This is a genomic window from Enterobacter sp. JS8-1 (assembly GCF_049187015.1).
Taxonomy (GTDB): Bacteria; Pseudomonadota; Gammaproteobacteria; order Enterobacterales; family Enterobacteriaceae; genus Enterobacter; species Enterobacter mori.
The window spans coordinates 2,864,914-2,888,305 of the sequence record NZ_CP185805.1; the positions used below are offsets into that span (position 1 = coordinate 2,864,914).

Annotated in this window: 23 protein-coding genes; 10 read left to right on the forward strand and 13 right to left on the reverse strand. The window is 55.7% G+C overall.

From position 1 onward, the window contains the following. Positions 1 to 285 precede the first annotated feature (285 nt). Positions 286 to 1,155 (forward strand): MurR/RpiR family transcriptional regulator, encoded by an 870-nt coding sequence (locus ACOQH0_RS13620; RefSeq protein ID WP_010432597.1) that lies wholly within the window; start codon positions 286 to 288, stop codon positions 1,153 to 1,155. A gap of 114 nt (positions 1,156 to 1,269) precedes the next feature. After that, positions 1,270 to 2,712 (forward strand): pyruvate kinase, encoded by a 1,443-nt coding sequence (gene pyk / locus ACOQH0_RS13625; RefSeq protein WP_421510578.1) that lies wholly within the window; start codon positions 1,270 to 1,272, stop codon positions 2,710 to 2,712. 55 nt (positions 2,713 to 2,767) lie between these two features. On the opposite strand, the gene lpxM is transcribed toward pyk, so the two are convergent. The 3 genes from lpxM to znuA form a co-directional block, all read right to left on the reverse strand. Beyond that, complete coding sequence (gene lpxM / locus ACOQH0_RS13630) at positions 2,768 to 3,739, reverse strand: lauroyl-Kdo(2)-lipid IV(A) myristoyltransferase (RefSeq protein ID WP_220119500.1); 972 nt, start codon at positions 3,737 to 3,739, stop codon at positions 2,768 to 2,770. 119 nt (positions 3,740 to 3,858) lie between these two features. Next, a complete protein-coding gene (gene mepM / locus ACOQH0_RS13635; protein WP_148399914.1) occupies positions 3,859 to 5,178 on the reverse strand; it encodes a murein DD-endopeptidase MepM in 1,320 nt (439 codons plus the stop codon). Between the two features lie 15 nt (positions 5,179 to 5,193). After that, positions 5,194 to 6,138 (reverse strand): zinc ABC transporter substrate-binding protein ZnuA, encoded by a 945-nt coding sequence (gene znuA / locus ACOQH0_RS13640; protein WP_143350041.1) that lies wholly within the window; start codon positions 6,136 to 6,138, stop codon positions 5,194 to 5,196. Between the two features lie 77 nt (positions 6,139 to 6,215). Between znuA and znuC the strand changes: the two genes are divergently transcribed. Continuing rightward, positions 6,216 to 6,971 (forward strand): zinc ABC transporter ATP-binding protein ZnuC, encoded by a 756-nt coding sequence (gene znuC / locus ACOQH0_RS13645; protein ID WP_089598190.1) that lies wholly within the window; start codon positions 6,216 to 6,218, stop codon positions 6,969 to 6,971. Next, the gene (gene znuB, locus ACOQH0_RS13650) at positions 6,968 to 7,753 is read left to right on the forward strand and encodes a zinc ABC transporter permease subunit ZnuB (RefSeq protein ID WP_010432581.1); all 786 of its coding nucleotides are present in this window, start codon (positions 6,968 to 6,970) and stop codon (positions 7,751 to 7,753) included. Before znuC ends, znuB begins: the two co-directional genes overlap by 4 nt. Positions 7,754 to 7,812: 59 nt before the next feature. Here the strand turns inward: znuB and ruvB are convergent, their stop codons facing one another. From ruvB to aspS, 6 genes are all read right to left on the reverse strand, one after another. Further along, entirely contained in the window at positions 7,813 to 8,823 is a 1,011-nt protein-coding gene (ruvB, locus tag ACOQH0_RS13655; RefSeq protein ID WP_010432579.1) for a Holliday junction branch migration DNA helicase RuvB, read from the reverse strand. Positions 8,824 to 8,831: 8 nt separating this feature from the next. Continuing rightward, positions 8,832 to 9,446, reverse strand: coding sequence for a Holliday junction branch migration protein RuvA (gene ruvA / locus ACOQH0_RS13660; protein WP_010432577.1), 615 nt, complete (start codon positions 9,444 to 9,446; stop codon positions 8,832 to 8,834). 81 nt (positions 9,447 to 9,527) lie between these two features. After that, positions 9,528 to 10,049: a crossover junction endodeoxyribonuclease RuvC gene (gene ruvC, locus ACOQH0_RS13665; protein WP_003859749.1), complete on the reverse strand. Its 522-nt coding sequence runs from the start codon at positions 10,047 to 10,049 to the stop codon at positions 9,528 to 9,530. A 34-nt stretch (positions 10,050 to 10,083) separates the two neighbouring features. Continuing rightward, positions 10,084 to 10,824, reverse strand: a complete 741-nt coding sequence (locus tag ACOQH0_RS13670; RefSeq protein ID WP_040075122.1) for a YebC/PmpR family DNA-binding transcriptional regulator — start codon at positions 10,822 to 10,824, stop codon at positions 10,084 to 10,086. Between the two features lie 27 nt (positions 10,825 to 10,851). After that, positions 10,852 to 11,295: a dihydroneopterin triphosphate diphosphatase gene (nudB, locus tag ACOQH0_RS13675; RefSeq protein WP_089598189.1), complete on the reverse strand. Its 444-nt coding sequence runs from the start codon at positions 11,293 to 11,295 to the stop codon at positions 10,852 to 10,854. Position 11,296: 1 nt separating this feature from the next. Beyond that, complete coding sequence (aspS, locus tag ACOQH0_RS13680; RefSeq protein WP_010432570.1) at positions 11,297 to 13,069, reverse strand: aspartate--tRNA ligase; 1,773 nt, start codon at positions 13,067 to 13,069, stop codon at positions 11,297 to 11,299. Positions 13,070 to 13,333: 264 nt separating this feature from the next. Between aspS and ACOQH0_RS13685 the strand changes: the two genes are divergently transcribed. Genes ACOQH0_RS13685 through cmoB form a run of 5 tightly spaced genes read left to right on the forward strand, consistent with a single transcriptional unit; the run spans position 13,334 to position 16,915 of the window. Further along, positions 13,334 to 13,900 carry a hydrolase gene (locus ACOQH0_RS13685; RefSeq protein ID WP_010432567.1) on the forward strand — a complete coding sequence of 189 codons (567 nt, stop codon included), beginning with the start codon at positions 13,334 to 13,336 and terminating at the stop codon, positions 13,898 to 13,900. Continuing rightward, the gene (locus ACOQH0_RS13690) at positions 13,897 to 14,715 is read left to right on the forward strand and encodes a DUF72 domain-containing protein (RefSeq protein WP_218307546.1); all 819 of its coding nucleotides are present in this window, start codon (positions 13,897 to 13,899) and stop codon (positions 14,713 to 14,715) included. The genes ACOQH0_RS13685 and ACOQH0_RS13690 overlap by 4 nt, the downstream gene beginning before the upstream one ends. A 52-nt stretch (positions 14,716 to 14,767) precedes the next feature. Beyond that, entirely contained in the window at positions 14,768 to 15,163 is a 396-nt protein-coding gene (locus tag ACOQH0_RS13695; protein WP_010432562.1) for an MAPEG family protein, read from the forward strand. 40 nt (positions 15,164 to 15,203) lie between these two features. Continuing rightward, on the forward strand, positions 15,204 to 15,947 hold the full coding sequence (gene cmoA, locus ACOQH0_RS13700) for a carboxy-S-adenosyl-L-methionine synthase CmoA (protein ID WP_010432559.1): 744 nt from the start codon (positions 15,204 to 15,206) through the stop codon (positions 15,945 to 15,947). Further along, the gene (gene cmoB / locus ACOQH0_RS13705; RefSeq protein WP_421510580.1) at positions 15,944 to 16,915 is read left to right on the forward strand and encodes a tRNA 5-methoxyuridine(34)/uridine 5-oxyacetic acid(34) synthase CmoB; all 972 of its coding nucleotides are present in this window, start codon (positions 15,944 to 15,946) and stop codon (positions 16,913 to 16,915) included. The genes cmoA and cmoB overlap by 4 nt, the downstream gene beginning before the upstream one ends. Before the next feature lie 262 nt (positions 16,916 to 17,177). On the opposite strand, the gene cutC is transcribed toward cmoB, so the two are convergent. Both cutC and ACOQH0_RS13715 read right to left on the reverse strand, forming a co-directional pair. Beyond that, positions 17,178 to 17,921: a copper homeostasis protein CutC gene (cutC, locus tag ACOQH0_RS13710; protein WP_421510581.1), complete on the reverse strand. Its 744-nt coding sequence runs from the start codon at positions 17,919 to 17,921 to the stop codon at positions 17,178 to 17,180. 78 nt (positions 17,922 to 17,999) lie between these two features. Then, the gene (locus ACOQH0_RS13715) at positions 18,000 to 18,560 is read right to left on the reverse strand and encodes a VOC family protein (RefSeq protein ID WP_421510582.1); all 561 of its coding nucleotides are present in this window, start codon (positions 18,558 to 18,560) and stop codon (positions 18,000 to 18,002) included. Positions 18,561 to 18,799: 239 nt separating this feature from the next. Between ACOQH0_RS13715 and argS the strand changes: the two genes are divergently transcribed. After that, positions 18,800 to 20,533, forward strand: coding sequence for an arginine--tRNA ligase (argS, locus tag ACOQH0_RS13720; protein ID WP_010432547.1), 1,734 nt, complete (start codon positions 18,800 to 18,802; stop codon positions 20,531 to 20,533). A gap of 75 nt (positions 20,534 to 20,608) precedes the next feature. On the opposite strand, the gene ACOQH0_RS13725 is transcribed toward argS, so the two are convergent. Further along, positions 20,609 to 21,748 carry a glycoside hydrolase family 88/105 protein gene (locus ACOQH0_RS13725; RefSeq protein WP_120158050.1) on the reverse strand — a complete coding sequence of 380 codons (1,140 nt, stop codon included), beginning with the start codon at positions 21,746 to 21,748 and terminating at the stop codon, positions 20,609 to 20,611. Positions 21,749 to 21,752: 4 nt separating this feature from the next. Next, positions 21,753 to 23,336, reverse strand: a complete 1,584-nt coding sequence (locus ACOQH0_RS13730; RefSeq protein WP_421510583.1) for an MFS transporter — start codon at positions 23,334 to 23,336, stop codon at positions 21,753 to 21,755. Positions 23,337 to 23,392: the final 56 nt, after the last annotated feature.

Below are 23,392 nucleotides of genomic sequence, written 5' to 3' on the forward strand. Positions count from 1 at the left end.
TGCTTTTACGTCATTCCTGAAACCATTAGCGCTTAACGTCGCGTGCGATACCGCGATTTTCCGCCCTTCAGACGTTAGCGATGGCGCAATGACGCAACAAACGTCGATTCTTTGCGCAACAGGGTCCCAGCAAAATCCGACATCGATCAAGTAATGAAAAAAAACAACAACATTTCTTGTCGACTGTTACCCTTTAGTAAAACACAGGGGTAATATCGGCTAAATCGAATCTCGATTTCATCTATTAATGAAATCGTTTCCACCCCCACGAGCGCCCTGTTAACAATGAACATGCTGGAAAAAATCCAGTTTCAACTGGAACACCTTAGCAAATCCGAGCGAAAAGTGGCCGAAGTTATTCTTGCCTCTCCCGCTCAGGCGATTCATTCAAGCATCGCCGCTCTGGCGCAGGAGTCGGGCGTCAGCGAACCGACGGTTAATCGATTCTGCCGCAGCCTGGAAACGCGCGGCTTTCCTGATTTTAAACTGCATCTTGCGCAAAGTCTGGCAAACGGCACCCCGTATGTTAATCGCAATGTTGATGAAGACGACAGCGTTGATGCATACACAGCGAAAATATTTGAATCCGCCATGGCGACGCTGGACCACGTACGTCAGTCGCTGGACATGGGCTCGGTCAATCGCGCGGTCGATTTACTGACGCAGGCCAAACGCATTGCCTTCTTCGGTCTTGGCTCGTCGGCTGCCGTGGCGCATGATGCCATGAACAAGTTCTTCCGCTTTAACGTACCGGTAATTTATACCGATGACATTGTGCTGCAACGCATGAGCTGTATGAATTGTAGCGAAGATGATGTCGTGGTACTGATCTCGCACACCGGGCGCACCAAGAGTCAGGTTGAGCTGGCTCAACTGGCACGTGAAAACGATGCCATGGTGATTGCCCTGACGACCGCAGGCACGCCGCTGGCGCGGGAAGCAACGCTCGCCATCACTCTGGACGTGCCGGAAGATACCGACATGTATATGCCTATGGTGTCACGTCTGGCGCAGCTAACGGTGATTGACGTGCTGGCGACCGGTTTTACCTTGCGCAGGGGTGCAAAATTCAGAGATAACTTGAAGCGTGTCAAGGAAGCGCTCAAGGAATCGCGTTTTGATAAAGAATTGCTTATAAAGAGCGATGTTCCCTAATAACTAAGATGTACGACTTACGGCATTCGGTCCCCTCTTTGCTGCCTTGCGGCAGATGAAGGCCGATTTAATGTTCACGCAACACCAAAGTTGTTTCAGTCAACGGAGTATTACATGTCCAGAAGGCTTCGCAGAACCAAGATCGTAACTACATTAGGCCCGGCTACCGATCGCGATAATAATCTCGAAAAGATTATCGCCGCGGGTGCCAACGTGGTGCGTATGAACTTCTCTCACGGTACGCCAGAAGACCATAAATTACGTGCCGATAAAGTGCGTGAAATCGCGGCTAAACTTGGCCGCCATGTTGCCATCCTCGGTGACCTCCAGGGTCCAAAAATCCGCGTATCGACCTTTAAAGAAGGCAAAGTCTTCCTCAATATCGGCGATAAATTCCTGCTGGATGCCAACCTGAGCAAAGGCGAAGGCGACAAAGAGAAAGTGGGTATCGACTATAAAGGTCTGCCTGCTGACGTTGTGCCTGGCGACATCCTGCTGCTCGATGACGGACGCGTACAGCTGAAAGTCCTCGAAGTTCAGGGCATGAAAGTGTTCACCGAAGTGACCGTCGGTGGCCCGCTCTCGAACAATAAAGGTATCAACAAACTCGGCGGCGGCCTGTCTGCAGAAGCGCTGACCGACAAAGACAAAGCGGATATCGTGACTGCGGCGCAAATTGGCGTTGATTATCTGGCCGTCTCCTTCCCGCGCTGCGGCGAAGACCTGAACTATGCCCGTCGTCTGGCGCGTGATACAGGCTGCGACGCGAAGATCGTTGCCAAAGTAGAGCGTGCTGAAGCAGTGTGCGATCAGGACGCGATGGACGACGTGATTCTGGCGTCTGACGTGGTGATGGTTGCCCGTGGCGATCTGGGTGTAGAAATTGGCGACCCGGAACTGGTCGGCATCCAGAAAGCACTGATCCGTCGCGCGCGCCAGCTGAACCGCGCGGTGATCACCGCCACCCAGATGATGGAATCCATGATCACTAACCCAATGCCAACTCGTGCGGAAGTGATGGACGTGGCTAACGCCGTGCTGGACGGTACCGATGCGGTAATGCTGTCTGCGGAAACCGCTGCGGGCCAGTATCCGGCAGAAACCGTGGCCGCCATGGCGCGCGTGTGCCTGGGTGCAGAGAAGATCCCAAGCATTAACGTCTCTAAACACCGTCTGGACATTCAGTTCGACAACGTGGAAGAAGCGATTGCGATGTCTGCGATGTACGCAGCCAACCACCTGAAAGGGGTGACAGCCATCATCACCATGACCGAATCTGGCCGCACCGCGCTGATGACCTCGCGTATCAGCTCCGGCCTGCCGATCTTCGCCATGTCCCGTCACGAGCGTACGCTGAACCTGACGGCGCTGTACCGCGGCGTGACCCCGGTTCACTTCGACAGCACCAATGATGGCGTCGCTGCCGCGCACGATGCCGTCAACCTGCTGCGCGACAAAGGCTACCTGGTGTCCGGTGATATCGTCATCGTGACGCAGGGTGATGTGATGAGCACCATCGGCTCAACCAATACCACTCGCGTACTGACCGTAGAGTAAGATCCGCTCCCCTCTCCCCTAAGGGGAGAGGGATAGGTTGAGGGGGAAGATTTTTTTATTTCCTCGGGAAAAGCTCTTTGCGCTTGTACGGCTCTGTTTCACCCGGCTTACGCGTCTTCAGCAGCTTCAGTATCCACGTGTACTGTTCGGCATGCGGCCCCACCAGAATTTCCACCTCTTCATTCATACGCCGCGCGATGGTGTGATCGTCTGCGGTCAGCAGGTCATCCATCGGCGGCCGCACCTCAATGCTCAGGCGATGCGTTTTACCATCATAGACCGGGAACAGCGGGATCACGCGAGCACGGCAAACCTTCATCAGGCGACCAATCGCAGGCAGCGTGGCTTTGTACGTTGCAAAGAAATCGACAAACTCGCTGTGCTCCGGGCCGTGGTCCTGATCCGGCAGATAGTATCCCCAGTAGCCCTGACGAACAGACTGAATAAACGGCTTGATGCCATCGTTTCGCGCGTGCAAACGTCCGCCAAAACGACGGCGCACTGTGTTCCAGACAAAATCATAGATCTTGTTACCCTGGTTATGGAACATCGCCGCCATTTTCTGGCCCTGAGACGCCATCAGCATCGCCGGAATATCAACGCCCCAGCCGTGAGGCACGAGGAAAATAACCTTTTCGTCGTTGCGACGCATTTCGTCGATGATTTCCAGCCCTTTCCAGTCAACGCGGTCGACGATCTTCTCCGGCCCTTTCAGCGCCAGTTCGGCCATCATCGCCATTGCCTGCGGCGCGGTGGTGTACATCTCATCGATGATGGCTTCGCGCTCGGCCTCGCTTTTTTCAGGAAAACAGTAGTAAAGGTTGATCTGCGCGCGGCGGCGGGCGCTCTTGCCTAAACGCCCGGCCAGACGGCCAATTTTACCCAGAACGGGATCGCGCACCGAAGCAGGCAGCATCGCTATGCCAGCAAAGGCATAAACCCCAAGCCAGGCGCCCCAGTTGCGCGGATGGCGAAAAGATTTTTCAAACTCAGGAATGTATTCAATATTGTTTTTTTTGGTTTCCATGCTGGTTCCAGGGTCTGGTGACGCAAAAATATATTCAGATAGTGTAGCGAGGCAGTCGCTTGCGTACAAAAGAAAAAGCCGGCGCATACAGACGCCGGCTTCATTAACAAACAGAGGGCTTAATCAAAGCGCAGCTGTGGCATCACCTCTTTGACCTGTGCCAGGTAATCGGTACGATCTTTACCCGTCAGACCTTCGGTACGCGGCAATTTCGCCGTCAGCGGATTCACGGCCTGCTGGTTTATCCACACTTCATAGTGGAGATGCGGGCCGGTTGAACGTCCGGTGTTACCCGAGAGCGCAATGCGGTCGCCACGCTTCACTTTCTGGCCAGGTTTAACCAGCAGCTTACGCAGGTGCATATAGCGCGTGGTGTAAGTACGACCGTGACGGATAGCCACGTAATACCCTGCCGCACCGCTGCGTTTTGCCATGACTACTTCGCCATCGCCAACCGACAGCACTGGCGTACCTTGTGGCATCGCGAAGTCTACACCACGGTGCGGCGCAACGCGTCCGGTGACAGGGTTAAGACGGCGCGGGTTGAAGTTTGAGGAGACACGGAACTGCTTAGCCGTTGGGAAGCGCAGGAAGCCCTTCGCAAGCCCCGTACCGCTACGGTCGTAGAACTTACCGTCTTCGGCACGGATCGCGTAATAATCTTTGCCATCAGAGCGTAAACGAACGCCCACCAGCTGGCTCTGCTCGCGCTTACCGTCTAGCATTTCGCGGGACATCAGCACGGAGAATTCGTCGCCTTTTTTCAGTTTGCGGAAATCCATCTGCCACTGCATGGCTTTGATCACCGAGCTGATTTCAGCGCTGGTAAGCCCGGCATCGCGCGCGCTGGAAACAAAGCTCGCCCCGACGGTACCCTTCATCACGCTGTTAACCCAGTCGCCCTGCTGCATTTCGCTGGTCATTTTGAAACCGTTTGCAGTGCGATCGTAGGTGCGGGTTTCACGGCGGGACATCTCCCAGGTCAGACGTTGTAAATCGCCATCTGCGGTTAAGGTCCAGGAGAGCTGTTGACCAATTTTCAGATTACGCAGGTCTTTGTCGGAGGCCGCGAGCTGGCTGATATTCCCCATGTCGATACCGTACTGGTTGAGCACGCTGCTCAGCGTATCACCGGTCGACACGACATATTCATGAATACCCGCCTCATTGGAGATTTTATCGTCCAGTTCATCCTGCGGGATAGCTTCATCTTCCTGAGCAGCCTGGTCGATAGGTTCACTGGCCTCAGGCAACAGCGAACGGATCTCACTTTTCTCAAGCTCGATGGTTTTAATGATAGGGGCAGAACTCGGGTGGTAAACATAGGGCCGCCAGACGGCGACCGCTAAGGTGAGAACTGTAAGCGACCCCAGCATAACGCGGTGGGGTCGAGGCAGATTGTTAAATGCCAGGGCGACAGAGCGGGCTATCTGTTGCACGTATTCACTTCCTCGTTAATCTCCTTTCAGGCAGCTCGCATACTGATTCCCCAGTTGGCTGAGGAACTGCGAATAGCTCGCTTTGCTCAACTGGATGTTCGTACCTAGCGGGTCAAGGGTTCCCATGCGCACGGATGTTCCCCTGGCCACGGCTTCAACGACCGCTGGCCTGAACTGTGGCTCAGCAAAAACGCACGTCGCTTTTTGCTCAACCAACTGTGTTCTGATCTCATGTAAACGCTGCGCACCAGGCTGAATTTCAGGGTTAACGGTAAAGTGCCCCAGTGGGGTCAGGCCGTAGTGTTTTTCGTAATAGCCATAGGCGTCATGAAAAACGAAATACCCTTTTCCTTTTAGCGGTGCGAGCTCGGTACCCACCTGCTTGTCGGTTGCAGCTAATTGAGCTTCAAACGCTTTCAGGTTGGCGTCGAGTTTGACTCGACTTTGCGGCATAAGTTCCACTAATTTGTCATGGATTGCAACCGCCGAGAGCCGCGCTATCTCTGGGGAGAGCCAGAGATGCATATTGTACTCGCCGTGATGGTGATGCTCGTCACCTTTTTCGTCGTGAGCATGATCGTGGTCGTGTTCGTCACCCTCGTCATCTGCCCCTTTCATGAGCAGCGGCGTTACGCCAGAAAGTTCGGCAATAGTGACCTGTTTTGCATCGGGTACCTGTTTCGCCGACTTCTGCATGAACGCTTCCATTTCTGGTCCAATCCAGACAACTAAGTCCGCGTTTTGTAAGCGTTTTACATCAGACGGACGCAGAGCATAATCATGCTCGGATGCACCATCCGGGAGCAGAACCTCGGTCTCAGTCACCCCATCAGCAATGGCGGCGGCAATAAATCCAAGCGGTTTAAGCGAAGCGACAACGGCGGCGTTAACATCTTGTGCTGTTGTCCCCCAAAGCGCAGCGGATAATGCTGCGAAAAGAAGCGTATTTTTATGTAACATAATGCGACTAATCATCGTAATGAATGCGTGGAATGTGATATTATAACATTCGTTGACTTCTGCAAGCTTAAATTGACATGACGACTTTGGTTTCTCTTGAAAATGTGTCGGTATCATTCGGTCAGCGCCGCGTCCTTTCTGACGTGTCACTGGATCTAAAACCCGGCAAAATTCTGACGCTGCTTGGCCCTAATGGCGCAGGCAAATCTACGCTCGTGCGCGTGGTACTGGGTTTGGTAGCCCCCGATGAAGGTGTTATCAAACGTGAAGATAAACTGCGCATCGGCTATGTACCGCAAAAATTACACCTGGACGCCACGCTGCCGCTGACGGTCAGTCGCTTTCTGCGTCTACGCCCGGGTACCCGTAAGGCCGATATCCTCCCCGCACTGAAACGCGTGCAGGCAGGTCATCTTGTCGACGCCCCGTTACAAAAGCTTTCTGGCGGTGAAACCCAGCGCGTGTTGCTTGCCCGTGCACTGCTGAGCAGCCCGCAGCTGCTGGTGCTGGATGAACCCACCCAGGGCGTGGACGTGAACGGTCAGGTTGCGCTTTATGATTTGATCGACCAGCTTCGTCGTGAGCTTGATTGCGCAGTGTTGATGGTTTCTCACGATCTGCATCTGGTGATGGCGAAAACTGACGAAGTGCTCTGTCTGAATCATCACATCTGCTGCTCCGGCACGCCGGAAGTGGTCTCGATGCACCCGGAGTTCATCTCAATGTTCGGCCCGCGTGGTGCAGAACAGCTGGGGATTTACCGCCATCATCATAACCACCGCCATGATTTACAGGGACGAATTGTCCTGCGCCGGGGAAACGGACACTCATGATTGAACTGTTACTGCCCGGCTGGCTGGCCGGGATTATGCTTGCCTGCGCCGCGGGCCCGCTGGGCTCGTTTGTGGTGTGGCGCAGAATGTCCTATTTCGGCGATACGCTGGCCCATGCTTCTCTGTTAGGGGTGGCTTTTGGCCTGCTACTGGACGTGAATCCCTTCTACGCGGTGATTGTGGTGACGCTGCTGCTGGCGGCCGGTCTGGTCTGGCTGGAGAAACGCCCTCATCTTGCGATAGACACGTTGCTTGGCATTATGGCGCATAGCGCCCTCTCTCTCGGTCTGGTGGTCGTCAGTCTGATGTCGAATATCCGCGTTGACCTGATGGCATACCTGTTTGGCGACCTGCTGGCCGTGACGCCGGAAGACCTCATCTCTATCGCCATCGGCGTGGTGGTGGTGCTCGCTATTCTGCTCTGGCAGTGGCGTAATTTGCTGGCGATGACCGTCAGCCCGGACCTGGCGTTTGTCGACGGTGTGAAGCTGCAGCGCGTGAAGCTGCTGCTGATGCTGGTGACGGCATTAACCATCGGCGTGGCGATGAAGTTCGTCGGTGCGCTGATTATCACGTCACTGCTGATCATCCCTGCGGCAACCGCGCGTCGTTTCGCCCGTACGCCTGAGCAGATGGCCGGTGTGGCCGTCATTATCGGGATGATTGCGGTAACGGGAGGGCTAACCTTCTCGGCGTTCTATGACACGCCAGCGGGGCCGTCAGTGGTGCTGTGTGCGGCGGCATTATTTATCTTCAGTATGATGAAAAAAACCGCAAATTAACATGGAGGGCGCTGATGCCCTCACCCTGGCCCTCTCCCACCGGGAGAGGGAACAATGCATTACGGCATCGCCGGTGGCGTAATGCCGAAATGATTCCACGCCCGCACCGTTGCCATACGTCCACGCGGCGTACGCTGCAGGAAGCCCTGCTGGATCAGATACGGCTCCAGCACATCCTCAATCGTCTCTCGCTCTTCTCCGATTGCCGCCGCCAGGTTATCCAGCCCGACCGGGCCGCCAAAGAACTTATCCAGTACCGCCAGCAGTAGCTTACGGTCCATGTAATCGAAGCCTTCCGCATCGACGTTCAGCATATCCAGCGCCTGGGCGGCGATCTCTGCCGAAATCGTGCCATCATGCTTTACTTCGGCAAAGTCACGCACGCGGCGCAGCAAGCGGTTTGCGATACGCGGCGTACCGCGGGAACGCTTCGCCACTTCAAACGCGCCCTCTTCGCTCATCTCCAGACCCATATAGCGGGCGCTACGGCCAACAATATGCTGGAGATCGGGCACCTGGTAAAACTCCAGGCGCTGCACGATACCGAAACGGTCGCGCAGCGGAGAAGTTAACGACCCGGCGCGCGTCGTGGCGCCAATCAGGGTAAACGGTGGCAGATCGATTTTAATGGAGCGCGCGGCCGGACCTTCGCCGATCATGATATCCAGCTGGTAGTCTTCCATCGCCGGATAGAGCACTTCCTCCACCACCGGCGACAGGCGGTGGATTTCATCAATAAACAGCACGTCGTGCGGCTCAAGGTTGGTGAGCATTGCCGCCAGATCGCCCGCTTTCTCCAGCACCGGACCGGAGGTGGTGCGCAGATTCACGCCCATTTCATTGGCTACGATATTCGCCAGGGTCGTTTTCCCCAAACCCGGAGGGCCAAAAATCAGCAGGTGATCGAGCGCATCGCCGCGAAGTTTTGCCGCCTGGATGAAGATCTCCATCTGGGAACGAACCTGCGGCTGGCCGATATACTCATCAAGCAGTTTTGGGCGGATCGCGCGATCCACCACGTCATCTGCCTGAATTGTGCCTGCCGATACCAGGCGGTCTGCTTCAATCATCCTTTACCTCACAATGCAGCGCGCAGCGCTTCACGAATCAGGGTTTCACTGCTGGCATCCGGTTTGGCAATTTTACTCACCATACGGCTGGCCTCCTGAGGTTTATAGCCCAGCGCCACCAGCGCAGCAACCGCTTCCTGTTCCGCATCGTCATCCGACGCAGGCGCGCCCGGGGACGTCAGCACCAGGTCAGCCGCCGGGGTAAACAGATCGCCGTGCAGACCTTTAAAGCGGTCTTTCATTTCGACAATCAGACGCTCGGCGGTTTTCTTGCCGATACCCGGCAGTTTAATCAACGCAGCAGGATCTTCGCGCTCAACGGCATTCACAAACTGTGGAGCGGACATGCCGGATAAAATCGCCAGCGCCAGCTTCGGCCCGACGCCGTTGGTTTTAATCAGCTCGCGGAACAGGGTGCGTTCCTGCTTGTTATTGAAGCCGTACAGCAGCTGGGCATCTTCACGCACCACGAACTGGGTAAAGACAATCGCCTCTTTGCCCGCGTCCGGCAGCTCGTAGAAGCAGGTCATCGGCATATGGACTTCATAGCCCACGCCCCCCACTTCCAGCAGCACTAACGGGGGTTGTTTTTCAATAATGATGCCTCTGAGTCTGCCTATCACGTGACGCTCCTGCGTTCTGGAAAAATGTTGACTGGCGACATAATAAAAAAAGGCTGGATGTTTATCCAGCCTGATTTCTTATTATCGTAACCTGCCTCGTGCCAGATTAAGCCGCGACTCGCTCATCTGCATCGCGTTCTGGCTGACATGACAGTGGGTAATCGCAATCGCCAGCGCATCGGCGGCGTCGGCCTGCGGGTTCGCGGGAAGCTTCAGCAAGGTACGCACCATATGCTGCACCTGGCTTTTCTCCGCGCTACCGATGCCCACCACCGTCTGCTTAACCTGTCTTGCCGCATATTCGAATACCGGCAAATCCTGGTTCACGGCAGCGACGATGGCAACGCCGCGTGCCTGACCGAGCTTTAGCGCCGAATCAGCGTTTTTCGCCATAAAGACCTGCTCAATGGCGAAATAATCGGGCTGAAACTGGGTGATGATCTCCGACACGCCCGCATAAATGAGCTTCAGACGCGACGGCAAATCGTCGACTTTGGTGCGAATACAGCCACTGCCCAGGTAGGTTAGCTGGCGTCCAACCTGACGGATAACGCCATAACCGGTGACGCGTGAGCCTGGGTCAATCCCGAGAATAATCGACATCACGCGTCTCCTGTAACGGATTTATACGCTCTCATTAGAGAGTCGCTGCAACCTCATCAGAGATTTCACCGTTGTGATACACTTCCTGCACGTCGTCGCAGTCTTCGAGCATGTCGATAAGACGCAGCAGTTTTGGCGCAGTCTCTGCATCCATATCCGCTTTGGTGGACGGGATCATGGAGACTTCAGCGTTGTCCGCTTTCAGGCCAGCCGCTTCCAGCGCGTCGCGCACCGCACCCATCTCTTCCCACGCGGTGTAGACGTCGATAGCACCGTCGTCAAAGGTCACCACGTCTTCTGCACCGGCTTCCAGCGCCGCTTCCATGATCACATCTTCGTCGCCTTTCTCGAAGGAGATGACGCCTTTTTTGCTGAACAGGTATGCTACGGAACCGTCAGTGCCCAGGTTACCACCGGTTTTGGTGAACGCATGACGCACTTCCGCTACGGTACGGTTACGGTTGTCAGACAGACATTCAACCATTACCGCTGTACCGCCAGGACCGTAACCTTCATAAATGATGGTTTCCATGTTCGCGTCTTCATCACCGCCCACGCCACGTGCGATTGCACGGTTCAGGGTGTCACGCGTCATGTTGTTTGACAGCGCTTTATCGATCGCCGCACGCAGGCGTGGGTTAGAACCCGCATCGCCGCCGCCCAGACGCGCTGCAGTCACCAGCTCGCGAATGATTTTGGTAAAGATCTTACCGCGCTTGGCATCCTGTGCCGCTTTGCGGTGTTTGGTGTTGGCCCACTTACTATGACCTGCCATAAAAATATCCTCAAAGAGCGCGCCTTTTCAGGCAGCGTTAATTACAAATTCTTCAATCGCCTGCCGGTTGCTCCACGACTTGGTGAGTGCGGCGGCATCCGCCGCATTCACCCAGCGGTAGGTCAGGTGTTCAGTGAACACGATCTCCCGTTCGTGGGGAAGCGCAAGACAGAACCACGATTCCGTATTGCGTTCGATACCCGGCGCATAGCGATGACGTAAATGGCTAAAAATTTCAAACTCCACCGTGCGCTGACAGTCCTTCAGGGTCAGTTGCTCGTGAGCAACATCAATAGCGACCTCTTCCTTTACTTCACGCGCGGCGGCCTGCGGTGCGGTCTCCCCCTCTTCCAGACTGCCGGTAACCGACTGCCAGAAATCAGGATCGTCGCGCCGCTGCAACATCAGCACCCGCTTCGTGTCTTCTGCATAAATGACCACCAGGACAGAAACGGGAAGCTTATATGCCATATCAGTTTTTCTCTTCCTTCTTCACCACTTCAATGCCCAGCTCAGCCAGAGAGGCCGGGTTGGCAAAGCTTGGCGCTTCGGTCATCAGACACGCGGCAGCAGTGGTTTTCGGGAAGGCAATAACATCACGGATGTTATCGGTGCCGGTCAGCAGCATGGTCAGACGGTCAAGACCAAATGCCAGACCCGCGTGTGGAGGCGTGCCGTATTTCAGGGCGTCCAGCAGGAAGCCGAATTTCTCGCGCTGCTCTTGCTCGTTAATGCCGAGAATGCCAAACACGGTCTGCTGCATTTCGCCGCTGTGAATACGCACGGAACCGCCGCCCACTTCGTAGCCGTTGATAACCATATCGTAAGCGTTCGCGACCGCGTCTTCCGGCGCCGCTTTCAGCTCTGCCGCACTCATGTCTTTTGGCGAGGTGAACGGGTGGTGCATTGCGGTCAGACCGCCTTCACCGTCGTCTTCAAACATTGGGAAGTCGATAACCCAGAGCGGCGCCCATTTGTTTTCGTCGGTCAGGCTCAGGTCTTTGCCGAGCTTCAGACGCAGCGCGCCCATCGCATCCGCCACGACTTTCTTATTGTCTGCGCCGAAGAAGATCATGTCACCGTCCTGTGCGCCTGTGCGCTCAAGGATCGCTTCCACGATGTCTGCGTTCAGGAATTTCGCTACCGGGCTGGTGATACCTTCCAGACCTTTTGCACGTTCGGTCACTTTAATATAGGCCAGACCTTTCGCACCGTAGATCTTAATGAAGTTACCGTAGTCGTCGATCTGCTTACGGCTCAGGGCCGCACCGCCCGGAACGCGCAGGGCCGCGACGCGACCTTTCGGATCGTTAGCCGGGCCAGCAAATACCGCAAACTCAACGGCTTTCACCAGGTCTGCCACGTCCACCAGCTCCATCGGGTTACGCAGGTCTGGTTTATCAGAACCGTAACGACGCTCGGCTTCGGCGAAGGTCATGATTGGGAAGTCACCCAGCTCAACGCCTTTCACGTCGTTCCACAGGCCGCGCACCAGCGCTTCCATCACTTCACGCACCTGCTCGGCGGTCATGAAGGACGTTTCGACGTCGATCTGGGTAAATTCTGGCTGGCGGTCAGCGCGCAGGTCTTCGTCGCGGAAGCATTTGACGATCTGATAGTAACGGTCGAAGCCGGACATCATCAGCAGCTGTTTGAACAGCTGAGGAGACTGTGGCAGCGCGTAGAATTTGCCTTTATGAACGCGGGACGGAACCAGATAATCGCGCGCGCCTTCCGGCGTGGCTTTGGTCAGCATCGGGGTTTCGATATCGAGGAAACCGTGGTCATCCATAAAACGACGCACCAGGCTGGTGATTTTCGCACGGGTTTTCAGGCGCTGAGCCATCTCCGGGCGACGCAGATCCAGGTAACGATACTTAAGACGCGCTTCTTCAGTGTTGACGTGGTTTGAGTCCAGCGGCAGCGCTTCAGCACGGTTGATGATAACGAGATCAGACGCCAGGACTTCAATCGCACCGGTCGCCATGTCTGCGTTAACGTTTTTTTCGTCACGCGCACGCACGGTGCCGGTGACCTGAATGCAGAACTCATTACGCAGTTCAGAAGCCAGCTTCAACGCCTCTGCACGATCCGGATCGAAGAACACCTGAACGATACCTTCGCGGTCGCGCATATCGATGAAGATAAGGCTACCAAGATCACGACGACGGTTGACCCAACCACACAGGGTAACCTGCTGCCCGACGTGGGACTGACGCAGCTGCCCGCAATATTCTGTACGCATGAGATATCCCTTAATTAGCCGCAGGCTGATTGTCGCCTGTCTTGCAGGCCACGATGTCGCAGCTTTCTGTATGTCACAACTGGATGAAAAAAGGCGGCTATTATACTGGAAATTCCGCCGGACGATAAGAGAGAAGCGCGGCCTGACGCTCGTTTGCTGCACTCTTATTGCGTATTCTCACAAAAATTAACAAAATTATCCGACCGATAACAGGTCATCACGTCGTAAGGTGTAGCCAAAGCTATTCATTTAACTGGAGTTACTATGTTGACACTTGATGCCACCAAAACTGCACTTGTGGTGATTGATTTACAGGAAGGGATCCTCCCCTTTGCCGGTGGCCCACATACCGCTGACGATGTGGTCAGCCGTGCGGCCCGTCTCGCGGAAAAATGCCGTGCCAGCGGTGCGCCTGTTATCATGGTGCGCGTCGGCTGGTCAGTGGATTTCGCCGAAGCGTTGAAACAGCCGGTTGACGCACAGGCTGCCGCGCACGCATTGCCGGACAACTGGTGGACATATCCTCTCTCGCTCGGCAAACGCGACAGCGATATCGAAGTCACCAAACGCCAGTGGGGCGCGTTCTACGGCACCGATCTGGAGCTGCAGCTGCGCCGTCGCGGGATCGACACCATTATCCTGTGCGGGATCTCCACCAACATCGGCGTGGAGTCAACGGCCCGCAACGCCTGGGAGCTGGGCTTTAATCTGGTGATCGCCGAAGATGCCTGCAGCGCGGCATCTGCGGAGCAGCATCAGGGCAGCATGACCCACATCTTCCCGCGCATCGGTCGCGTACGTAGCACAAGCGAGATTTTAAGCGCCTTATGATATACGTGGGCCTGCCCCAGTGGTCGCACCCGAAATGGGTGCGTCTGGGCATCACCAGCCTTGAAGAGTATGCCCGACACTTCAACTGTGTCGAGGGTAATACCACGCTGTACGCGCTCCCCAAAGCAGAGATTGTTGAGCGCTGGCGGGAACAAACCACGGACGCGTTTCGCTTCTGCTTTAAATTTCCGGCGACTATCTCCCACAACGCCGCGCTGCGTAACTGCGGTGACTTAACCGAAGAGTTCTTTACGCGCATGTCCCCGCTGGCCAACCGAATCGGCCAATACTGGCTCCAGCTTCCCGCAACCTTTGGCCCACGCGATTTGCCCGCGCTGTGGCAGTTCCTGGATGTTCTGCCCCGCGAATTCACCTACGGCGTAGAAGTCCGACACCAGGACTTCTTTGCGAAAGGTGAGGCCGAACGCACGCTCAATCGCGGTCTTCTTGAACGTTCCATTAACCGGGTGATCCTCGATAGCCGCCCGGTACACAGCGCAATTCCTCATAATGAGGCTATTGTGGATGCCCAGCGCAAGAAGCCAAAAGTTCCGGTGCACGCCATCGTGACCGCGCAAAATCCAATGGTCAGGTTCATCGGCAGCGATAACATGCAGCAAAATCAGGATATGTTCGCCGTCTGGCTGCAAACGTTAGCGAAATGGGAGCAAACGACCACGCCCTATCTTTTCCTGCACACCCCCGACATTGCCCAGGCTCCCGAACTGGTCGATGCTCTCTGGCAGGCCTTGCAGGCCGCGGTACCGTCCGTCGGCAGCGCCCCTTCTATTCCACAACAATCTTCTCTTTTTTGAGGAAGGCACTTATCATAGAGAGGTGCCATCTGCCAAATAACAGGGAGTTTGTATGGTCAGCGCGCTGTATGCGGTGTTAGGTGCATTACTGCTGATTAAGTTTTCATTTGATGTTGTGCGCCTGCGAATGCAATACCGCGTCTCCTACGGTGACGGTGGTTTTTCCGAACTGCAGAGCGCCATTCGCATTCACGGTAACGCGGTTGAATACATTCCCGTCGCGCTGATCCTGCTGCTGTTTATGGAAATGAACGGGGCAGAAACCTGGATGGTGCACGTCTGCGGCCTGCTCCTGATTGCGGGTCGGTTAATGCATTATTATGGCTACCACCACCGCGTATTTCGCTGGCGTCGTTCCGGCATGAGCGCGACCTGGTGTTCGCTTGTGCTGATGGTGCTGGCTAACCTTTGGTATATGCCGTGGGAGTTGGTTTTCTCCTTCCGTTAGCGCACAATACGCCCCTTTATTTTTCCCGGATTTTTACGTTATGTCAGATCGCGACACGCTTTTTTCCGCGCCTATCGCCAGCCTGGGCGACTGGACCTTTGATGAACGGGTAGCCGAAGTCTTCCCGGATATGATCCAGCGCTCTGTTCCCGGTTACTCCAATATTATTTCTATGATCGGCATGCTGGCTGAACGTTTCGTTCAACCCGGCACGCAGGTCTATGATCTGGGCTGTTCGCTCGGCGCGGCAACGCTGTCGATCCGTCGTAATGTACGTCAGGATGACTGCAAAATCATTGCCGTCGATAACTCTCCGGCCATGGTCGAACGCTGTCGACGCCACATTGACGCCTATAAAGCACCCACCCCTGTCGAGGTGGTGGAAGGCGATATTCGTGATATCGAGATCAAAAACGCGTCGATGGTGGTACTGAATTTTACCCTGCAGTTCCTGGTGCCTGAAGACCGCCAGCTGCTGCTGGACAAAATTTATAAAGGTCTGAACCCCGGCGGCGCGCTGGTGCTCTCAGAGAAGTTTAGCTTTGAAGACGCTAACGTAGGCGAACTGCTGTTCAACATGCACCACGATTTCAAGCGTGCGAACGGCTACAGCGAGCTGGAGATCAGCCAGAAGCGCAGCATGCTCGAAAATGTGATGCTGACGGACTCCGTAGAAACCCACAAGGCGCGCCTGCGCAAAGCGGGATTTGAGCACAGTGAACTGTGGTTCCAGTGCTTTAACTTTGGCTCTCTGGTGGCGCTGAAAGCTGAGGATGCAGCATGATTGAGTTCGGCAACTTCTATCAGCTGATTGCAAAAAATCACCTCTCCCACTGGCTGGAAACCCTGCCTGCGCAAATCGCCACCTGGCAGCGCGATCAGCAGCATGGGCTGCTTAAGCAGTGGTCTAACGCGGTGGAGTTTCTGCCGGAACTGACGCCGCACCGTCTGGATCTGCTGCACAGCGTGACGGCGGAAAGTCAAGAGCCGCTCCCTGCCGGGCAGATAAACCGCATCGAGACCCTGATGCGTAACCTGATGCCGTGGCGCAAAGGGCCGTTCTCGCTGTACGGTGTGGACATTAATACCGAATGGCGCTCAGACTGGAAATGGGATCGCGTTCTGCCACATCTTTCAGACCTGAGCGGGCGCACCATTCTGGACGTGGGCTGCGGCAGCGGTTACCACATGTGGCGCATGATCGGCGCAGGTGCCCATCTGGCCGTCGGTATCGACCCGATGCAGCTGTTCCTGTGCCAGTTCGAAGCGGTGCGTAAACTGCTGGGCAACGACCAGCGCGCGCACCTGCTGCCGCTGGGCATTGAGCAACTCCCTGCCCTGAAAGCCTTTGATACCGTCTTCTCCATGGGCGTGCTGTACCACCGTCGTTCCCCGCTTGAACATCTCTGGCAACTGAAAGATCAGCTGGTCAGCGGCGGCGAACTGGTGCTGGAAACGCTGGTGATTGACGGTGATGAACATGCCGTTCTGGTGCCGGGCGATCGCTACGCGCAGATGCGCAACGTCTATTTCATCCCTTCCGCGCTGGCGCTGAAGAACTGGCTGGAAAAATGCGGGTTTGTGGATGTGCGGATTGCGGATGTCAGCGTGACCTCTCTCGAAGAACAGCGCCGCACCGACTGGATGATCACCGAATCGCTGGAGCAGTTCCTCGACCCAGCCGACCACAGCAAAACCATTGAAGGCTACCCGGCCCCGATGCGTGCAGTGTTGATTGCGACCAAGCCGTAGCCTTTTAGCCGGGTGGCGGCTACGCCTTACCCGACCTACTCGTAGCACGTTTTCTCCGAAATAGTTCAAGTTGCAGCAAGGCGGCAACGCAGCGAATCCCCGGGAGCTTACATCAGTAAGTGACCGGGGTGAGCGAGGCGGCCAACGCAGCTGCAGCTTGAAATATGAAGGAGAAAAAAAGGCCCCTGTTGAAATTGCAGGGGCCTGGTACAAGCAAGCATCATATTGGGCGACATGATGCGCGGTAAAAATCGGTACGTTGCTACACGTGATGACGTTCAATCAACGATTTCATTACCGCAACCGACTCTCCATCTACACCGTAGCGTGAGTACTCATCCGCTTCAGCATCCGTCGACATAGACAACCTTGTATTGCGATAACGCATGGGTGACGGTATCCATTTCCCGGCAGAGCTATGAAGCTCTTCTACCCCTGCGTCTAAAAACAGTTCCAGATTGCTGGCGCGTACTCCTGCGCCCGCCATGATTATTGGAACACCGGAATGTGCTTTTAGTTCCGTAATTAATTGCAGTCCTTTTTCAGCTGACGACTGCTGACCCGATGTCAAAATGCGCGCCACGCCAAGTTCTCCAAGCGTTTCAAAGGCCTGAAGCGGATCTTTACACATATCAAATGCACGATGAAAAGTGACGGCCAGCCCCTGCGCGGCGCTCATGACCTGACGCATGCGCGGTATATCAATATTGCCGTCTTCATCCAGCAGACCGGTAACCAGCCCCGGGAACCCCAGTTCCCGAACGAGCGCGATATCATCAAGCATGGCACTGAACTCGCCCGCCGTGTAACAAAAATCACCGCCGCGCGGACGAATAATCGGGTGAACGGGGATCGTGACGGCCTGACGGGCAGACTTCAACACCCCGCAGGAGGGCGTCAGCCCGCCCTCTTTCGGTGCCGCGCACAGTTCAATGCGGTCTGCACCCTGCTCCTGCGCGGTCACGGCACACTCCACGCTGTAACAACAAATCTCCAGCAGCGCCATTTAATCCTCCTTAATTTCCACTCAACGAACCATCATGTCACGCCATCCCTTTTCGGTCCTGGCCTGAACTCACAACTCTTACGCTTCACTGGCAACGATCTGTTCGATCGTCCACGGATGAAACTTCACCGTGACCTGTCCGTCAGTAACGGCAAGCGTCGGATTGGGTAAACGCTCGCGCTCACCTTTTGGTGAACTCGTTTTCACATAGATACCCGGCTGGCTTAAGCCCGCGTCCGATAACAGCGCCAGCGCGCGCGCATTCAGCGTTTCAGGCTCGCCCGGCAATACAATTTCGATGTGCTCCCAGCCTTCATGCGGATAGCGTTTTTCGCCCGGCCACGGCAGTTCAACAACGGTGAATTGCCATTGCGCGACACGCACCGGTTCATGCAGTTTGAACAGGCAGATTGGGCGACCGTTAATGATATTCTCAGAAAGCAGTTCACCGCACTGCTCGAAACCGCGACGCCAGCGCTCGGCTGTCGCATTCTGATGACAGCGTAAAGAGATGTGATCGGCCTCAAGCGGTGCGATATCCAGACCCAGGCGGGTGGCAAGTTCTGTGAACGCCTGAGTGAAGCGCGGTAAATCTGCGGAAATATCATGCAGTTCGTCAATGGTTTGCCAGTTCGCCATACGTCAGTCTCTTATCATGTCGCAAAGCCGCTAATTTACTCTGTTCCCCTCTTTCGACCAACCGCAGAATAGGGGTTTTTACGACTGCATGATTATGCACACCTTCTTAGCCTGGATTCTGTACTATCTTCAGCCCCCGCAATGCTGACGCCAGAGGGCATTTGCAGTATACTCCCGCCCTAAATTCTTTAACGGGCGCGGGTCGTTGTTCCCCCGCACCAAAAACGTAAGGTATCCAGGTGAATATTCAGGCTCTTCTCTCAGAAAAAGTCAGTCAGGCACTGATTGCCGCAGGTGCGCCTGCGGATTGCGAACCGCAGGTTCGTCAGTCAGCAAAAGTACAGTTTGGCGACTATCAGGCTAATGGCGTGATGGCAGTGGCTAAAAAACTGGGCATGCCGCCGCGACAGCTCGCTGAGCAGGTACTGACGCATCTGGATCTCACCGGGATTGCCAGTAAGACTGAAATCGCCGGTCCGGGCTTTATCAACATCTTCCTGGAGCCTGCGTTCCTGGCAAGCCACGTTGACGCGGCGCTGAAATCAGACCGTCTGGGCGTTTCCCAGCCGAAGGCGCAGACCATCGTGATCGACTACTCCGCGCCAAACGTGGCGAAAGAGATGCACGTCGGCCACCTGCGCTCCACCATTATCGGCGACGCCTCCGTGCGTACCAATGAATTCCTCGGCCATAAAGTGATCCGCGCGAACCACGTGGGCGACTGGGGAACCCAGTTCGGTATGCTGATTGCTTACCTGGAAAAACAGCAGCAGGAAAACGCAGGCGAGATGGCGCTGGCGGACCTGGAAGGGTTCTACCGTGAAGCCAAAAAACACTACGACGAAGACGAGGCCTTTGCCGAGCGCGCGCGCAGCTACGTAGTAAAACTGCAGGGCGGCGACACCTACTTCCTCGAGATGTGGCGCAAGCTGGTTGACATCACCATGTCCCAGAACCAGCTGACCTATAACCGCCTGAACGTCACCCTGACCCGCGACGACGTGATGGGTGAAAGCCTCTACAACCCAATGCTGCCTGGCATTGTGGCAGACCTGAAAGCTAAAGGTCTGGCGGTAGAGAGCGAAGGTGCAACGGTGGTATTCCTTGATGAGTACAAAAACAAGGAAGGCGAACCGATGGGGGTCATCATCCAGAAAAAGGATGGCGGCTATCTCTACACCACCACCGATATCGCCTGTGCGAAATACCGTTACGAAACCCTGCATGCAGACCGCGTGCTGTACTACATCGACTCCCGCCAGCACCAGCACCTGATGCAGGCATGGACCATCGTGCGTAAAGCCGGTTACGTGCCGGATTCCGTACCGCTGGAACACCACATGTTCGGCATGATGCTGGGTAAAGACGGTAAGCCGTTCAAAACCCGCGCGGGCGGCACCGTTAAGCTCTCCGACCTGCTGGACGAAGCGCTGGAACGCGCCCGTCGCCTGGTCGCGGAGAAGAACCCGGACATGCCTGCCGACGAGCTGGAAAAACTGGCTAACGCTGTCGGTATCGGCGCGGTGAAATACGCGGATCTGTCCAAGAACCGTACCACCGACTATATCTTCGACTGGGATAACATGCTGGCATTCGAAGGCAACACTGCACCCTATATGCAGTATGCCTACACCCGCGTGCTCTCCGTATTCCGTAAAGCCAATATCGACGAAAGCGTGCTGGCGAACGCCACGGTGAATATTACTGAAGATCGCGAAGCGCAGCTGGCAGCGCGTCTGCTGCAGTTTGAAGAGACGCTGACGGTTGTGGCGCGTGACGGTACGCCGCACGTGATGTGTGCTTACCTGTACGATCTGGCAGGTCTGTTCTCCGGCTTCTACGAGCACTGCCCTATCCTGTCGGCAGAAAGCGAAGCGGTTCGCAACAGCCGCCTGAAGCTGGCGCAGCTGACGGCGAAGACCCTGAAGCTGGGTCTGGATACCCTGGGTATCGAAACCGTAGAACGTATGTAAAAACAAAACCCGGCGCAAGCCGGGTTTTGTTTTGTAGCCCCGGTAAGCGCAGCGCCACCGGGGATATCCACAGGTTCAGAAGTATTTCCGCAAATACTCAGTCAGACACAGTATCGCCATCGCCTGCCCGTATGGCATCGACGTCAGCGGGATCTGGCGATAAAACTCAAGATCGCTTCCCATCCCCGTACCGAACGACGTTTGCAGCAGTTCCCCTTCCGGCGAGATATTTTTCACGATACCGCGAATCGCTTTTTCTGCCACTTCGGCATACTCCGCGCCAACGTAGCGCTTGCGCACCGCCTTCAGAATGCCGTAGGCAAACCCGGCGGTAGCCGATGCTTCAAGATACGAATTCGGATCGTCGAGCAGCGTATGCCACAGCCCACTCTCGTCCTGACATTTCGCCAGCGCCGCAACCTGCGCGTTCAGCACCTGCACCAGATAGCGGCGCACGGCGTTGTTTTCCGGCAGATCCACCAGCTCGAGGAAGTCCGGGATCACAATAGTGAGCCAACTGTTGCCACGCGCCCAGCGGGCATTGGCGAAGTTATGGTTGCCGTCGTAGCTCCAGCCGTGGAACCACAGGCCGGTCTCCCGATCCATCAGGTTTTGCACGTGCAGCAAGAACTGATAGACCGCCTCTTCAACGTACTCCGGCTTATTGAGCAGCTTGCCGATTTTCGCCAGCGGCAGGACCGTCATCATCAGCGTGTCGTCCCACATCTGCTGATGGTTCTCTTCCGCGAGGGTGATGTGCTGCATGCCACCGTGTTCGGTGCGCGGCATCTCATTCATCGCCCATTCCGCCCAGCTTTCCAGCCACGGCAGCCAGGCCGGGTTTTTCGTCTCTTCGTAGCGATAGGCCAGCGTCAGGAACGGCGACATGGTATTCACGTTTTTGGTGGTTGCGCCTTCCGCAAAACGGTCGGCAAACCAGCCGTCGATAATCTCGCGCATAACGTCGTCGCCGGTCTGGCAGTAGTACTGCCAGATCCCATACAGGCCGACGCCGTGCGTCCATTCCCATCCGGCCCAGCCTTTGGTGTCGATTACGCGCCCGTCGTCCAGCCGCAGCAAAAATTGCCCCGTTTTGTCGTGGATATTGACCAGGTTATGCGTCACCTTTTGAATCAGCGACTTCAGCTCGTCCCGGGCGATAAAGCGCTCGGGTTGACGCAGTAACGGGCTATGTTTGACAGGCCAAACTTTCATCATCTTAACCTCTGTTGTATGTCGAATTCAGTACCGCGCGATCCTTCAGCGAAGGTGCCGCCGGTTTATTACGATTCAGATAACCAATGTTGTTGTTGCCCCACAGTGACTCGTAAGGTATGCCGGCCAGCATTTCCACTGTCTCGCGGGCCTGCGGCGTAGCGGCTTCTGGCATCGCCCGACCGGACTCGCGCATTTTGGCGGTCTCTTCGCGCAGCGTGCTGTGGGTCTGCAAATTGAGCTTGAAGCGCAGGGAAACGAGGAAGCCGCAGAACAGCACCAGAATGGTGCCCACGCTCAGGATCATCGGAATCGTGTGGCTCACTTCCGCAGGCTGCACTTTCTGACCGCTGACAAAGCCGGACATCTGCATCACGATGCCCACCAGCATCACCGCACCGGCCTGTGACGCCTTACGGGTCAGGGTCATGATGCCCGCGAAGATCCCCTCGCGGCGCTGGCCGGTGATCACTTCATCCACGTCGGCAATGTAGGTGTAGGTGTTCCACGGGACGTAGTTGATACCGCCGCGACCGAGGCCCGCCACCGCAGAGATCAGCAACAGCAGAGAGTAAACGTCGCTCAGACCCGCGTAGTAGAGCACGGCGTAAGAAATTGATGCCAGACCAAACAGCACCACCACCATACGGTAAGACGGCGCAGGCCCGAAGCGAATGCACAGCGGGATCATCCCGATTACGGCCAGGAACTGGAAGATGGCCATCGTGCCCAGCAGGTTGGACGCCATAGAGGCTTCCTGCATCAGTACGAACACCACGTAGTAAGTGAACACCGCGTTAAAGACGTCCTGCGCGATGTATCCACCGAGGTACATACCCAGATGCTGGCGGAAAATCTTGATACGCAACGTCGAGCTTAACTCCACGAACAGACGGTTCAGGCTCTGGCCCAGCGTCAGCTTCTTCTTCTCCTCTTCGGCACGCAGCGCCGCTTCAGACCACTCCTCACGCGGGCGCTCCCAGGTAAAGAACCAAACGAAGGTCAGCATCAGCGCGCAAAGCACGGAGAAAACCAGGCTTGCGTAGAAGAAGGAAACCGCGTTGTCTTTCCCGAAATGGGTCAGCAGGATCCCCGGCAGGAAGGAGGCCAGAATGGCGGACATCTGCGCCATAGAGATACGCGCCCCGGAGAACTTGGTTTTCTGTTTAAAGTCATCGGTCATTTCCGGTACCAGCGTTTCGTACGGCACCAGAATCATCGTGTAGACAATATCAAACACCAGATAGGTCAGCAGGTAGTACCAGAAGCTCATGTCCCCTACCCACATTAGCGAGTAGCTGAACACGCACGGAATACCCAGCAGAATAAAGAACTTACGGCGCCCAAAGCGCTTGCCGAGCCAGGTCGTACCAAAGTTATCGGTCAAAAAGCCCATCAGCGGGCTGACAACGGCATCCAGCACCCTTGCGGCGGCAAAGATGAACGTCGCTTCAATCGGTGTGAGTCCACAGAAGGTGGTATAAAAATACAAAAGCCAGGCCGCCGTCAGCGCAGTGGTACCCGCGCCGAGGAAATCGCCTGACCCGTAAGCAAGATAATTTGCGAGTCCAATTTTACGTGTTTTCATTGCCGTCAACCCTAATCAGTTTTGGGAGACTCCCTGTAAGCAAACCTCGTCCGGGA